Below are 14,652 nucleotides of genomic sequence, written 5' to 3'. Positions count from 1 at the left end.
TTTTACACATATCTTGAATGCATCAGCTGACCCATGTGGGAGCGGGCTTGCTCGCGAATGCAGCGTGTCAGTCACTGAATAATTGACTGAACCACCGCTTTCGCGAGCAAGCCCGCTCCCACATTTTTGAACGCGTGCCCCCAGGAAAACATTGCTTCACAGAATCGCAACAAAATCGCTACAAAATACTTAGCCGGCTACCTATCAACCCCCCGCCAGCCCGTATATAAAGTCACCCCACCAATCAGGCAGAAGGACGATTGACCATCCTTACGCTTTACTGTTGACACAACCTGATGCAATTACGCACTTTGTCTCAATTGCGCAGGCTGGGGCTCCAGCGCAGCATGTCCAGCCCTGCGTCCACCCAGCGCTCGGCTTCCTGATGGAGCTGGAAGCTGTCGGGGACCAGCAGCCACTGGCCGATCAGCCCGTTGATGTAGGCGTGGATACACACCGCGCCACGGGTGGTGTCGAGGTTTTCCGGAAGTTGCCCGCGATGGACCGCGTTACGCAATGTCAGGCCGATGCGCAGGTTGCATTCCAGGCTGTGGGTCTGGCGCTGGCGGCGCATGTCGCACATTTCATCGGTGAATTCGCACTTATGGAACAAGATCTCGTTGATGCGCCGGGTTTTCGGGTCCAGGGCCACTTGATGGAACAAATGAATCAGCAGCTTGCGCATGCAGCCCAGCGGGTCGAGTTCGTCCTCGCTTTCACTGGCCCTGGCCAATTCGTCCAGCGGCTCATGCAGCGTATCGAGCAGCGCCTGCAGCAAATCGGATTTGTTGCTGAAATGCCAGTAGATAGCCCCCCGCGTCACACCGGCCAGCGCGGCGATGTCCGCCAGCGTAGTGCGCGCAACGCCGCGCTCATAGAAGGCTTGCTCGGCGGCTTGGAGGATCTGGCTGCGCGTTTCCTGAGCTTCCTCTTTAGTGCGACGAACCATGGCAGTAAAACCTCAATCAGGACACTTGAGACTATCGTTAACGCAGAATTAATAGCCGGTAACGATCATCTGAATATTTGTGGGACGACACCATCATGGGTGCCGAACGTAATGGAATCGAGGCTTTGGGTGTTGCTTTGTCAACAATCCGCAAAGCCTGTCAAGAGTTTACAAACAACCATGAACGTAAGTATATTGCGTAGCAAGCTACTTATCCACTCACCGTTTGTTTTTCACCCTTCCACACTGCTTGTGCGCACTCTGCGCGCCTGACCCGAGGATCTTCATGCAACTTAAGCCAGCTGTTACCGCTCTGGTCACTGCCGTCGCCCTGGCATCGCTGCTCAGCGGATGTAAAAAGGAAGAGGCGGCTCCGCCCGCTCAAATCCCTCAGGTCGGCGTGGTCACCCTTCAACCGCAAGCCTTCACCCTGACGACCGAGCTGCCAGGCCGCACCACCGCCTACCGCATCGCGGAAGTTCGCCCGCAGGTCAACGGCATCATTCTCAAGCGCCTGTTCAAGGAAGGCGCGGACGTGAAGGAAGGGCAACAGCTCTACCAGATCGACCCATCGGTGTATGAAGCCACTCTGAAAAGCGCGCAAGCCACGCTGACCCAGACCAAATCCATCACCGACCGTTACAAGCAGTTGGTCGATGAGCAAGCCGTGAGCCGTCAGGAATACGACACCGCCGTCGCCAATCGCATGACTGCGGAAGCAAACGTTCAAACCGCGCAGATCAACGTGCGCTACACCAAGGTGTACGCGCCGATCGCCGGCCGTATCGGCCGTTCTTCGGTCACCGAAGGCGCACTGGTCAGCAACGGCCAAGCCGACTCCATGGCCGTCATCCAGCAACTTGACCCGATCTACGTCGACGTCACGCAGTCTTCGGCCGAAATGCTGAAACTGCGCCGCGACCTGGAAAGCGGCCAGCTGGAAAAAGCCGGCGCCAATGCCGCCAAGGTTAAGCTGACCCTGGAAGACGGCAGCGACTACGGCCAGGACGGCAAGCTGGAGTTCTCCGAAGTGTCAGTTGACCAGACCACCGGTTCCGTGACCCTGCGCGCCGTGTTCCCCAACCCTGACCACACCCTGCTGCCGGGCATGTTTGTACACGCCCAGTTGCAAGCCGGCGTGAACAGCAAGGCGATCCTGGCTCCACAGCAAGGCGTAACACGCGACCTCAAAGGCATCCCGACGGCCCTGGTCGTCAATGCCGACAACAAGGTCGAGCAGCGCGTCCTGGTTGCCAACCGCACCGCCGGCGCCTACTGGCTGGTGGAAAAAGGCTTGAACGCCGGTGACCGTGTGATCACCGAAGGCTTGCAATACGTCAAGCCGGGCGCCGAGGTCAAGGTCAAGGAGGCGGATAACGCCAAGCCTGCCGGAACGGTTGCTGCTCCTGCTGCCACTACGGGCAAAGGGGAGTAATCCATGTCGAAATTTTTTATCGACCGTCCCATTTTCGCCTGGGTAATTGCCCTGGTGATCATGCTGGTCGGGGCACTGTCGATCCTGAAGTTGCCCATCAACCAATACCCGGCCATCGCGCCAACCGCCATCGACATCCAGGTGACCTACCCAGGCGCGTCCGCACAAACCGTGCAGGACACCGTAGTACAGGTGATCGAGCAACAGCTCAACGGTATCGACAACCTGCGTTATGTCGCCTCGGACAGTAACTCCGACGGCAGCATGACCATCACCGCGACGTTCAACCAGGGTACCAACCCGGACATCGCCCAGGTTCAGGTGCAGAACAAGCTGAACCTGGCGACCCCACTGCTGCCGCAAGAAGTGCAGCAGCAGGGTATCCGCGTGACCAAGTCGGTGAAGAACTTCCTGATGGTGATTGGTCTGGTGTCGGAAGACGGCAGCATGACCAAGGACGACCTGTCCAACTACATCGTGTCCAACATCCAGGACCCAATCTCGCGGACCGCGGGTGTCGGTGACTTCCAGGTGTTCGGTTCGCAGTACGCCATGCGTATCTGGCTGGACCCGGCCAAGCTGAACAACTTCCAGTTGACCCCGGTCGACGTCAGCACGGCCATCTCCGCACAGAACGTCCAGGTCGCCACCGGTCAGTTGGGCGGCCTGCCTGCCCTGCCCGGCAACCAGCTGAACGCAACCATCATCGGCAAGACCCGTCTGCAGACGGCCGAGCAATTCGGCAACATCCTGATGAAGGTGAATGCCGACGGTTCCCAGGTTCGCCTGCATGACGTTGCCCGTATCGAACTGGGTGGCCAGAACTACAGCATCAGTGCGCAGTTCAACGGCAACCCGGCTTCCGGTATGGCGATCAAACTGGCTTCCGGCGCCAACGCCCTGGACACCGCCAAGGCTATCCGCGCCACCGTGGCGTCCCTGGAGCCGTTCTTCCCGCCAGGCATGAAGGCGGTGGTGCCGTATGACACCACGCCTGTAGTGACCGAATCGATCTCCGGTGTGGTGCACACCTTGGTCGAAGCGATCGTGCTGGTGTTCCTGGTGATGTTCCTGTTCCTGCAGAACTTCCGCGCCACCATCATCACCACCATGACGGTGCCGGTGGTATTGCTGGGTACCTTCGGGATCCTCGCGGCGTTCGGCTTCACCATCAACACCCTGACCATGTTCGGCATGATCCTGGCCATCGGCTTGCTGGTGGACGATGCCATCGTGGTGGTGGAAAACGTTGAGCGGGTAATGGCCGAGGAACACCTGTCGCCGAAAGAAGCGACGGTCAAGTCCATGGGCCAGATCCAGGGCGCCCTGGTGGGTATTGCCCTGGTACTGTCGGCGGTACTGTTGCCGATGGCCTTCTTTGGCGGCTCCACCGGTGTGATCTACAAACAGTTCTCCATCACCATCGTTTCGGCCATGGCGCTGTCGGTACTGGTTGCCCTGATCTTCACCCCGGCCTTGTGCGCCACCATGCTCAAGCCGATCGACCCTGAAAAACACGGCCAACCCAAGCGCGGTTTCTTCGGCTGGTTCAACCGCACCTTCGACCGTGGCGTACTGAGCTACGAGCGCGGCGTGGGCAACATGATCAAGCATAAGATCCCGGCGTTCCTGGTGTACGCACTGATCTTCGCCGGCATGATCTGGCTGTTCATGCGCATCCCTGCCGCGTTCCTGCCCGATGAGGACCAGGGCGTGATCTTTGCCCAGGTGCAGACGCCTGTGGGCTCTTCGGCTGAACGTACGCAGAAAGTCATCGATGACATGCGTAGCTACCTGCTCAATGACAAGGAAGGCGAGCCTGGCGAAGGCAAAGGCGTGAAATCGGTGTTTACCGTAAACGGCTTCAACTTCGCCGGTCGTGGCCAGAGTTCGGGCCTGGCCTTCGTGATGCTCAAGCCGTGGGATGAACGTGATGCGTCCACCTCCGTGTTTGAAATCGCCAAGCGCGCCCAGGGTTACTTCATGCAGACCTTCCAGGACGCCATGGTATTCGCCATTGTGCCGCCGTCTGTTCTGGAGCTGGGTAACGCCACCGGTTTCGACGTGTTCCTGCAAGACCAGGGCGGTGTCGGCCATGAGAAGTTGATGGCGGCCCGTAACCAGTTCCTGGGCATGGCTGCCCAGAGCAAGATCCTCGCGGGTGTGCGCCCCAACGGCGTGAACGATGAGCCGCAGTATGAGCTCACCGTCGACGACGAGAAGGCCAGCGCCCAGGGCATCACGCTGTCGAACATCAATCAGACCCTGGCAATTGCCTTGGGTGGCAGCTACGTCAACGACTTCATCGACCGTGGTCGGGTGAAGAAAGTCTACGTGCAAGGTGAAGCCGCCAGCCGCATGTCGCCTGAAGACCTGAACAAATGGTACGTGCGCAGCGACTCCGGGAAGATGGTGCCGCTGTCGGCCATCGCCTCGGGCAAGTGGATCTACGGCTCGCCGAAGCTCTCGCGCTATAACGGTGTGGCGGCGATGGAAATCCTCGGTACCCCGGCACCGGGCTACAGCACCGGTGACGCCATGACGGAAGTCGAACGCATCGCCAAGCAATTGCCGGCGGGTATCGGCTACGCCTGGACGGGCTTGTCGTACGAAGAACGCTTGTCCGGCTCCCAGGCGCCTGCGCTGTACGCGTTGTCGCTGCTCGTGGTGTTCCTGTGCCTGGCGGCACTGTACGAAAGCTGGTCGATCCCGATTGCGGTGGTACTCGTCGTGCCGCTGGGCGTGGTGGGTGCGTTGATCGCCACCAGCATGCGCGGGTTGTCCAACGACGTGTTCTTCCAGGTGGGCCTGTTGGTGACGGTGGGCCTGGCGGCGAAAAACGCCATCTTGATCGTGGAGTTCGCCAAAGAGCTGCACGAACAGGGCAAAGGCATCGTCGAGGCGGCCATCGAGGCGTCCCGTATGCGTCTGCGTCCGATCATCATGACCTCCATGGCGTTCATCCTCGGCGTACTGCCGCTGGCGATCTCCTCAGGCGCAGGTTCAGGCAGCCAGCACGCGATCGGCACCGGTGTAATTGGCGGTATGATCACGGCCACAGTGTTGGCGATCTTCTGGGTACCGTTGTTCTTTGCAACCGTGTCCGCCATCGGCGACCGTAAACCGAAAGAAACCAAGCAAACCCCTAAAGAGGCTGGCCAATGAGCAAGTCGCTACTTTCCCTAGCCGTCACGGCATTCGTGCTCAGTGGCTGCTCGCTGATACCTGACTATCAGCGCCCCGAAGCGCCGGTGGCCGCACAGTTCCCGCAGGGGCCGGCGTATTCGTCGGCCCAGGCACCGAGCCAGGCCGCTGCCGAACAGGGCTGGAAGCAGTTTTTCCATGACCCTGCCCTGCAACAGTTGATCCAGACCGCGCTGGTGAACAACCGTGACCTGCGCGTTGCGGCCCTGAACATCGACGCCTACGCGGCGCAGTACCGCATCCAGCGTGCCGACCTGTTCCCGGCCGTGTCGGCCAATGGCAGCGGCAGCCGCCAGCGTGTCCCGGCCCGTGCCTCGCAGACCGGCGAAGCGAACATCACCAGCCAATACTCGGCCACCCTCGGGATCAGCTCTTATGAGCTGGACCTGTTCGGTCGCGTACGCAGCCTGAGTGAAGAAGCGCTGCAGAAGTACTTCGCCACTGAAGAAGCCCGCCGCAGCACCCAGATCAGCCTGGTGGCCAGCGTGGCCAATGCCTACCTGACCTGGCAGGCCGACAAGGAACTGCTCAAGCTGACCCAGGACACCCTGGGCGCGTTCGAGCAGAGCTTCAAGCTCACCTCGCGCAGCAACGAAGTCGGCGTGGCCTCGGCCCTCGACCTGAGCCAGGCACGCACCTCGGTGGAAAACGCCCGCGTGCAGCTGGCCCGGTATACGCGCCAGGTCGCCCAGGACGAAAACAACCTGACCCTGCTGCTGGGCACCGGCCTGCCGGCGAATATCGCCAGCAAGCCGCTGTCGGATGACCTGCTCAGCGAAGTGCCGGCCGGGTTGCCCTCGGACCTGCTGCAACGTCGCCCAGACATCCTGCAGGCCGAGTACAACCTCAAGGCGGCCAACGCCAATATCGGCGCGGCCCGTGCAGCGTTCTTCCCGAGCATCAGCCTGACGGCCAACGCCGGCACCCTGAGCCCAGACCTCGGCGGCCTATTCAAAGGCGGCTCGGGCACCTGGTCGTTCGCCCCGCAGATCAACATCCCGATCTTCAACGCCGGCAGCCTTCGCGCCAGCCTGGACTACTCGAAGATCCAGAAAGAAATCAACGTAGCGAACTACGAGAAGGCGATCCAGACCGGCTTCCAGGAAGTGTCCGACGGCCTCGCCGCGCGTGAGACCTACAAACAGCAACTGGAGGCCCAGCGGGGCTTCGTCGCGGCCAACCAGGATTACTACCGCCTGGCCGAGCGTCGCTATCGCATTGGTGTCGACAGCAACCTGACCTTCCTCGACGCCCAGCGCCAACTGTTCAGTGCCCAGCAGTCGCTGATCACCGACCGCCTGGCGCAGTTGAACAGCGAGGTCAACCTGTACAAGGCCCTCGGCGGTGGCTGGAACGAGCAAACCGCGAAGAACGAGCCGTTGAAAGAAGAAGTACCGGCACTGAAGTTGTTCTGATGCTGGCGTAAACAAAAAACCGCTTCCCTCACCGGAAGCGGTTTTTTTATGCCGCCTTTTGTAGTGAGCGGGCTTGCCCCGCGCTGGGTTGCGCAGCAATCCAATAGGGCCACACAGATAAGTCAGATTGATTTGAGGCGCCTGGGTTAGGGCCGCTGCGCAGCCCAGCGCGGGGCAAGCCCGCTCACTACATGGCGCGAACGCCCGCTGCCTTGCTTTTCGCCCAACCTTTCAGGATAAAATTGGTCACAGATTCTTACAGACCACAGAGGGAGCTTGTCGTAATGATCGTAGGAATCGACCTGGGGACCACCAACAGTCTCGCCGCGGTCTGGCGCGGTGATGCTGCCGAATTAGTGCCCAATGCCCTTGGCCAGTTGCTGACCCCCAGCGTGGTCGGGCTGGATGATCAAGGCCGTGTCCTGGTCGGCCAGGCGGCCAAAGAGCGCCTGCACACTCACCCGCACCTGACCACGTCGCTGTTCAAGCGCTACATGGGCAGTGCCACCGAAGTGCGCCTGGGCGATCGCTTGTTCCGTCCGGAAGAACTGTCCGCGCTGGTGCTCAAAAGCCTGAAGGAAGACATCGAGCGCACCTACGGCCATACCGTCACCGAAGCCGTCATCAGCGTGCCCGCCTATTTCAGCGACGGCCAGCGCAAAGCCACGCGCATCGCCGGTGAACTGGCCGGGCTCAACGTCGAAAAACTGATCAACGAACCCACCGCTGCCGCCCTCGCCTACGGCCTGCACCAGCGCGACAAGGAAACCTCGTTCCTGGTCTTTGACCTCGGTGGCGGCACTTTCGACGTGTCGATCATTGAGTTGTTCGACGGCGTGATGGAAGTCCGTGCCAGTGCCGGCGACAACTTCCTCGGCGGCGAAGACTTCGACACCCTGCTGCTGGAACACTTCGTCGACAGCCAGCGCAACGCCCAAGGCTTCCCGCCCACCAGCAGCGTACTGCAAGCCCTGCGCCGCGAAGCTGAACGCGTGCGCAAGGCCCTTGGGCAGGACGACAGCGCCGACTTCGCTCTGCGTGTCGATGGCCAGCAATGGGTAAAAACCATTACCCAACAGGAACTTGCCAAGCTCTACACACCGCTGCTGGAACGCCTGCGCGCGCCCATTGAACGGGCCCTGCGTGATGCGCGGATTCGTGTGGGCGACCTGGATGAAATCCTGCTGGTGGGCGGTACCACGCGCATGCCGCTGGTGCGCAAACTCGCCGCCGGGTTGTTCGGGCGCTTCCCGTCCATCAGCCTCGACCCGGACCAAGTGGTCGCCCATGGCGCTGCGATCCAGGCGGCGCTCAAAGCCCGCTCCGCCGCATTGGAAGAAGTGGTGCTGACCGACGTCTGCCCCTACACCTTGGGCATCGAAACCTCTAACCAGTACGGTAGCCATATCGAGAGCGGCCATTACCTGCCGCTGATCGAACGCAACAGCAGCGTGCCGGTGAGCAGGGTCAAAAGCGTGGTCACCCTGTCTGACGACCAGACCCGCGTACTGCTGAAGATCTACCAAGGCGAAAGCCGCCTGGTCAAAGACAACATCGAGCTGGGCCAACTGGAAATTCCCGTGCCCAAGCGCAAGGCCGGTGAAGTCTCGCTGGACGTGCGCTTCACTTACGACAACAACGGCCTGCTGGAAGCCCAGGTGAGCATCCCGCTGACCGGCGAGCAACATTCGCTGGTGATCGAAAACAACCCTGGCGTGCTCAGCCCCGACGAGATCCAGCAACGCCTGCAAGCCCTGGCGCAGTTGAAGGTTCACCCCCGCGACCAGCAGGTCAATACCGTACTCACCGCGCGGCTTGAGCGGCTCTACCAGGAAAGCCTCGGCGAACTTCGCGAGCAGCTTGGGCACTGGGCCGGGCAGTTCCAACAGGTGCTCGACTCCCAGGATGAACGCCGCATTCGTGAAGCCCGCAGCGAACTGACGCGGCAACTTGAGCAACTCGACAACGGGTTCTGGCGCTGAGGGAACACACCATGGATTGCTGGACCGTGCTGCAACTGTCGGAAGACGCTGACGAGCGCACCATCAAGCGCAGCTATGCGCGGCTGCTGAAAAGCTGCCGGCCGGATGACGATGCCGCAGGCTTCCAGCGATTGCGCGAAGCCTATGAAGAAGCACTGGCCTACGCACGCTGGCGAGCCGACTGCGAAGAAGAGCAAAGCAGCGTTGCAACGCCCGCCGTCGAACAGGCCTACGGTAACCTCAACGACCTCGCCGAGTTGATGGACGTCAGCGTCCTGCACCCTGCCCCTTTCGAAGCGCCCAAGGCCGACCCGGCGCATGCCCTGCTCAGTGGCCTCAACGCCAGCAACTTCATCGAACGCTGGAACCTGGCCAATCAACAGGACTGCACCGACACTTTCCAGGCTGGCCTGCTGCGCCACTGCTTTGAAGCACCGGGCGAACGCAGCCCCATCGCCCAATGGGCGGTACAACACCTGGAATGGCTGACCCCGTGGCAGCAGGTGGCAATGACCACGTGGCAATACGATGCGCTGACCAGCGAACTGCTGCAGGACTATCGCCACACCTTGCAGGAACGGCTGGAACAAAAGGCCGAACGCGAGTTCATCACACAGCTCACGCAGTACAACAACCAGCCCTGGCTACGGGTGTTCGACCTGCAACAGCAGTGGCAACGCATCATCCTGCACCTGCTCCACGACACCACCTGGAGCGTGCCGCTGTTCGAGCGGGTGTGCCAGGTGTTTGGTTGGGACGACCAGAAAGGCGTCTACCCGGAACCGGCGTGGATGTGGCGCCAGTTGGTGTCGCGCTGCGAGCAGGAAAGCTTCTTCGTCAACCTGCAAGACAAGGCAAACGACACCCGCCGCACCTCTGCCGATGCGTTGGCGGCGCGCCTGTTGCTTACGCCGATGAGCGTGAAGGAACAATACCGCTTGGTCGCAGCCTTTGATGAGAATGCGTGGAATGCCACTCAACACCTGTCTGAAGTCCTGACCTGGCGCTACCCGGACTTGCTCGAACGACTGCCGGATTCGCACGTTTTCTTCTGGCGAAAATTCCTGCCGCGTGGGGTGACCCTGGATAGCTGGATCAGAGTCTGGGCCGGATTAGCCCTGGCCAACGGCCTGGCCTTTCATCAAGTCCTCGACACCTCGCTGCCGGCCAAATTCTTTTTGTTTATCCTGCTGTCGGTCATTCCCGCGCTCTGCGCCCTGCGCGGCGCCCAATTATGGGCCGACTTCACCTCACGCCTGATCGTCCAGGACCTATGGCTCAGCGAACGCCTGTTGCCCAAGCGGCTCAGCGTCCGCCAGTTCAGACTCGTGCTACGCCATGGTATTCCCCAATTGGTGATGCTACTGGTGTTTGGCTACATTCTCGGGGTCATGGGCATGCTGACCTACCTGGGCATGATCCTGATCAGCCTGTTTCACTCGCGGCGAATCGGCAAGGTCAACGAAAACTTCAATGCCAGGATTCCGTGGATCAAAGGGTTGCACTGGGCTTATTGGAGCCCGCTGCAAGTGGTGTTCTTGATGGCAATGGTGGCCGCAACCCTCGCCTGCCAGAAATTTCTGCCCGCCATCCCGTGGACCAGTTTGAACACCCTGCACTGAACCCGGAAAACCGGGCCGGACCTCATGAGTCCGGCCCGGCAACTTGCGTTCGATCATCGCCCACAACCCGCCCTTCCCCGATTGAACCAGTCGCGCACCGCCCCGCACCATGGCCGCCACCTGCATAAACCCAATAACAACAGGTCCTTACGCCATGAGCACTTTCCACCCGCGCCAATTCCTGCTGGCAACCGCTGTCGCCAGCCTTGCCCTGCCCGTCGTCGCCGAAGAACACGGCTTTCTCGAAGACGCCAGCGCCAACCTCAACCTGCGTAACTTCTTCTTCAACCGCAACTTCACCAACCCCACCAAAACCCAGGGCGGCGCGCAGGAGTGGACGCAGAGTTTCATCCTCGACGCCAAGTCCGGTTTCACCCAAGGCACCGTGGGTTTTGGCGTGGATGTGCTGGGGCTGTATTCGTTGAAGCTGGACGGTGGGCGCGGCACCGGGGGTACCCAGTTGCTGCCGTTGGACCATGATGGCCGCCCTGCGGATGAGTTCGGACGCCTCGGTGTAGCGTTCAAGGCGCGCCTCTCCAAGACCGAAGTGAAGGTCGGCGAATGGATGCCGGTGCTGCCTATCCTGCGCTCGGACGATGGTCGCTCCCTGCCGCAAACCTTGCGCGGCGGGCAGATCACCTCCAAGGAAATCGACGGCCTGACTCTCTACGGCGGCCAGTTCCGCGCCAACAGCCCGCGTGACGACAGCAGCATGACCGACATGTCGATGGTCGGTAAAACCGCGTTCACTTCCGACCGTTTCAACTTCCAGGGCGGCGAGTACGCGTTCAACGACAAACGCACGCAGATCGGCCTGTGGAATGCGCAGCTCAAGGACATCTACAGCCAGCAGTTCGTCAACCTGATCCACAGCCAACCGTTGGGCGACTGGACCCTGGGCGCCAACCTTGGCTTTTTCTACGGCAAGGACGACGGCAGCGCCCGCGCAGGCGAGCTGGACAACAAGACTTGGTCCGGCCTGTTCTCGGCCAAGTACGGCGGCAACACCTTTTATGTCGGCCTGCAAAAACTCGCCGGCAACAGCGCCTGGATGCGCGTCAACGGCACCAGCGGCGGCACCCTGGCCAACGACAGCTACAACTCGAGCTACGACAACGCCCAAGAGAAATCCTGGCAGGTGCGTCACGACTACAACTTCGCCGCCCTTGGCGTGCCTGGCCTGACCCTGATGAATCGCTATATCAGTGGCAGCAATGTGCACACCGGGACGATCACCGATGGCAAGGAATGGGGCCGCGAAAGCGAATTGGGCTACACCGTGCAAAGCGGCGCCGCGAAAAACCTGACGGTGCGCCTGCGCAATTCGAGCATGCGGCGTGACTACAGCAACAATGAGTTTGATGAGAATCGGTTGATCATCAGCTATCCAATCAGTCTGCTGTAAACCCGAATTACATTTATGGGGGAACGATCTGGCGCGTCCGACCCATTCCAAGAGAGAGGGTCAACACCTGGCTCCGCGAAAAGGACGACACCTGGACGTTTCAAAACCTGTTACACACGCTCACGCGAGCAACCGAATGTGGCGCACAGTTCGACGACTGCGCGCCCTGCGGTCTTCAGCAACGGCCAATACCTGGGCTGACGCTGATCAGCGCTCGCCTGTCAGACTGTAACCTCACACAGCCGCTCTTGCTGTATCGTGCGCGCCTGCCGCTGCTGATCCCACCCAACAGCGGCCTTCTATTTGAGCCCGCGCCCACCATGAAATCCTTCGCCATCGCATCCGCCATGCTTGCCCTGGCCCTGAGCCTCAGCGGCTGCATCGGCGCGCCCATCGCCCTGACACCGCAGACCGAACAACGCCTGCAAGCCCAGGCGCCGATCCGCTTTCTGCTGACCTTCGATGACGGCCCCAGCGCGTCGGGCTACAACAACCCGAGCCGTTCGGTGGTAGCCGACCTGGCGCAGAACCCGGTGTTGCCGGGGATCAAGGCGGTGTTTTTCCTGCAAACCGAAGCAGCCCGCTCCGGTGGCAGTTCGCGGGGCCGCAAGACCATGGAGCGTGAATACGCGGGCGGGCATATCCTGGCCTTCCACACGGCCACGGCGTTTCATACCAACCATCGTTGGCTGAATGACGCGACACTTGAAAGCACCCTCACCCAGGGCGCCGCCGACATTGCCGCCATCACCGGTGCACCGCCCACGCTGGTACGCCCACCGTTCTGGAACTACGACCGCCGCACCTTCGCCGCCTACAGGCGCCATGGCCTGCATGTGTTGTTGACTGACCTGAGCGCCAATGACGGCAAGATCTGGGGCTTCAACGGCAGCCCGCGGCGCCGGGCGAATTTGTATCGGCAACTGTCGGTGGTGCGCGAGCGCATCGCCTTGGGGCAACTGCCGACCGTGGACGGCGTGATACCGGTGGTGGTGACGTTCCACGACATCAACCGCTATACCGCGATCCATATGCAGGAGTACTTGCAGATCCTGCTGGACAGCGCTCGCGTCACCGGCATGAAAACGGCCGCTGAACCGTTCTACACCGATACCGCCCAGCTTCAGCGCGCGGCGCTGGCAAGGACCGTGAAGGATGTGAGTGAAGACGTGCATCTGCCGGGTGTGTGGAACTGGGTGTGGGATGCGGATTCGCACTGATTCCCGGTGCGATGGAGACCGCCAGCTCCCACATTTGATCGTATTTCTGGTTCAGTCTTGCTGGCGCGACTCTACGCCCAGCTCATCCCACACCGACTCCGCCAGATGGAACGTCGCATTCGCCGCCGGAATCCCGCAGTAGATCGCGCTCTGCATCAGCACTTCCTTGATCTCGGCGCGGGTCACGCCATTGCTCGCGGCGGCGCGCAGGTGCAGCTTGAGTTCTTCGCTGCGGTTCATGCCGATCAGCATGGCGATGGTGATCAGGCTGCGGGTGTGCCGAGGCAGGCCGGGGCGGGTCCAGATATCCCCCCAGGCGTGGCGGGTGATCATTTCCTGGAACTCGCTATTGAATTCGGTCAGGGCATTGAGGCTACGGTCGACATGGGCATCACCCAGCACTTCGCGGCGCACCTGCAGGCCTTCGGCATAACGTTGTTTCTCGTCCACAAAAAACTCCTGATTCACTATGAAACGCGACCTGTAGTGAGCGGGCTTGCCCCGCGCGGGGTGGCGAAGCCGCCCCACACCCATTCAACGCATTCTGTCTGGAAGATTGCGGTGAGTGGGTTAGGGCCGCTACGCGCCCCAGCGCGGGGCAAGCCCGCTCACTACAATGTAGGTCAGCGAGTGAGTAAAAATTCGATAACGCGCTCGCTGAACGCAGCACCGGCCTGGACGTTGGACAAGTGCGCCGCATAGAACTCGGCGTACTCGGCACCCTGTACATGGTTCTGGATAAAGTGGCTGCCGGCCGGCGGTGTGACCGCGTCTTCGGTGCCAGCAATCGCCAGGGTCGGCACTTTGATCAAGGCCAGTTGGTCGCGAAAATCCGCATCCCGCACCGCCGCACAATTGGCGGCATAACCTTCGGGCGATGTGGCCGCCAGCATGTCGGTAATCTGCTTGGCCTGGTGCGGGTTGGCCGCCGCAAAGTCCGCGGTGAACCAGCGTGCAATCGATGCATCGCGCAGCGCTACCATCGCCGCTGCGCCATCACGCAACACCATTTCAATGCGCGGGTTCCATACCTCGGGCGTGCCGATCTTGGCGGCGGTGTTGCACACCACCAGGCGCTGCAAACGCTGCCCAGCATTGATACCAAGCCATTGGCCAATCAGGCCGCCCATGGACAACCCGCAAAAATGCGCGCGTTGGATATCCAGTGCATCCAGCAGCGCGATCACATCCTGACCGAGTTGCTCAATGCTGTAGGGGCCTGGGGTAACCAAGGATTTGCCATGGCCACGGGTGTCAAACCGCAGCACGCGAAAATGTTGGGTTAAGGCCGGGATCTGGATATCCCACATGTGCAGGTCGGTGCCCAGCGAGTTGGAGAGCACCAGTACTGGCGCATCCTCAGGCCCATCCAATTGGTAATGCAGTTCGCCCTCGGCGAGTTGTAAAAATGCCACGGTGG

Annotated in this window: 10 protein-coding genes; 7 read left to right on the top strand and 3 right to left on the bottom strand. The window is 60.9% G+C overall.

Annotated elements, in window-relative coordinates:
• Positions 1-316: 316 nt before the first annotated feature.
• Positions 317-949: a TetR family transcriptional regulator gene (locus HU722_RS07975; RefSeq protein ID WP_010212311.1), complete on the bottom strand. Its 633-nt coding sequence runs from the start codon at positions 947-949 to the stop codon at positions 317-319.
• 286 nt (positions 950-1,235) lie between these two features.
• Here HU722_RS07975 and HU722_RS07970 point away from each other — a divergent pair, with 286 nt between their 5' ends.
• The 7 genes from HU722_RS07970 to HU722_RS07940 all read left to right on the top strand — a co-directional run bounded on the left by HU722_RS07970 (position 1,236) and on the right by HU722_RS07940 (position 13,232).
• The gene (locus HU722_RS07970) at positions 1,236-2,384 is read left to right on the top strand and encodes an efflux RND transporter periplasmic adaptor subunit (RefSeq protein WP_065873252.1); all 1,149 of its coding nucleotides are present in this window, start codon (positions 1,236-1,238) and stop codon (positions 2,382-2,384) included.
• Positions 2,385-2,387: 3 nt separating this feature from the next.
• The gene (locus HU722_RS07965; protein ID WP_065873253.1) at positions 2,388-5,549 is read left to right on the top strand and encodes an efflux RND transporter permease subunit; all 3,162 of its coding nucleotides are present in this window, start codon (positions 2,388-2,390) and stop codon (positions 5,547-5,549) included.
• Entirely contained in the window at positions 5,546-7,003 is a 1,458-nt protein-coding gene (gene adeC / locus HU722_RS07960; RefSeq protein ID WP_186755085.1) for an AdeC/AdeK/OprM family multidrug efflux complex outer membrane factor, read from the top strand. The genes HU722_RS07965 and adeC overlap by 4 nt, the downstream gene beginning before the upstream one ends.
• Before the next feature lie 284 nt (positions 7,004-7,287).
• Positions 7,288-8,985 (top strand): molecular chaperone HscC, encoded by a 1,698-nt coding sequence (locus HU722_RS07955; protein ID WP_186755083.1) that lies wholly within the window; start codon positions 7,288-7,290, stop codon positions 8,983-8,985.
• Between the two features lie 11 nt (positions 8,986-8,996).
• Positions 8,997-10,607 (top strand): J domain-containing protein, encoded by a 1,611-nt coding sequence (locus HU722_RS07950; RefSeq protein WP_065880916.1) that lies wholly within the window; start codon positions 8,997-8,999, stop codon positions 10,605-10,607.
• Positions 10,608-10,761: 154 nt separating this feature from the next.
• Entirely contained in the window at positions 10,762-12,012 is a 1,251-nt protein-coding gene (locus tag HU722_RS07945; RefSeq protein WP_065873257.1) for an OprD family porin, read from the top strand.
• Positions 12,013-12,332: 320 nt separating this feature from the next.
• Complete coding sequence (locus HU722_RS07940) at positions 12,333-13,232, top strand: polysaccharide deacetylase family protein (protein ID WP_186755081.1); 900 nt, start codon at positions 12,333-12,335, stop codon at positions 13,230-13,232.
• Between the two features lie 51 nt (positions 13,233-13,283).
• Here HU722_RS07940 and pcaC read toward each other — a convergent pair whose 3' ends face one another.
• Together pcaC and pcaD are read right to left on the bottom strand one after the other, a co-directional pair.
• On the bottom strand, positions 13,284-13,682 hold the full coding sequence (pcaC, locus tag HU722_RS07935) for a 4-carboxymuconolactone decarboxylase (protein WP_003189316.1): 399 nt from the start codon (positions 13,680-13,682) through the stop codon (positions 13,284-13,286).
• 173 nt (positions 13,683-13,855) lie between these two features.
• Positions 13,856-14,647: a 3-oxoadipate enol-lactonase gene (gene pcaD, locus HU722_RS07930; RefSeq protein ID WP_186755079.1), complete on the bottom strand. Its 792-nt coding sequence runs from the start codon at positions 14,645-14,647 to the stop codon at positions 13,856-13,858.
• Positions 14,648-14,652: the final 5 nt, after the last annotated feature.

The sequence above is a fragment of the Pseudomonas tritici genome (genome assembly GCF_014268275.3).
GTDB classification, from domain to species: Bacteria; Pseudomonadota; Gammaproteobacteria; order Pseudomonadales; family Pseudomonadaceae; genus Aquipseudomonas; species Aquipseudomonas tritici.
Note: the sequence above shows the minus strand (reverse complement) of the source record. Positions and strands in the feature narration are given on the sequence as shown.

Coding starts and splice junctions, on each gene's coding strand:
- adeC (WP_186755085.1), top strand. CDS start 5,546: ATGAGCAAGTCGCTACTTTCCCTAGCCGTCACGGCATTCGTGCTCAGT.
- HU722_RS07955 (WP_186755083.1), top strand. CDS start 7,288: ATGATCGTAGGAATCGACCTGGGGACCACCAACAGTCTCGCCGCGGTC.
- HU722_RS07940 (WP_186755081.1), top strand. CDS start 12,333: ATGAAATCCTTCGCCATCGCATCCGCCATGCTTGCCCTGGCCCTGAGC.
- HU722_RS07970 (WP_065873252.1), top strand. CDS start 1,236: ATGCAACTTAAGCCAGCTGTTACCGCTCTGGTCACTGCCGTCGCCCTG.
- HU722_RS07945 (WP_065873257.1), top strand. CDS start 10,762: ATGAGCACTTTCCACCCGCGCCAATTCCTGCTGGCAACCGCTGTCGCC.
- HU722_RS07975 (WP_010212311.1), bottom strand. CDS start 949: ATGGTTCGTCGCACTAAAGAGGAAGCTCAGGAAACGCGCAGCCAGATC.
- HU722_RS07965 (WP_065873253.1), top strand. CDS start 2,388: ATGTCGAAATTTTTTATCGACCGTCCCATTTTCGCCTGGGTAATTGCC.
- HU722_RS07950 (WP_065880916.1), top strand. CDS start 8,997: ATGGATTGCTGGACCGTGCTGCAACTGTCGGAAGACGCTGACGAGCGC.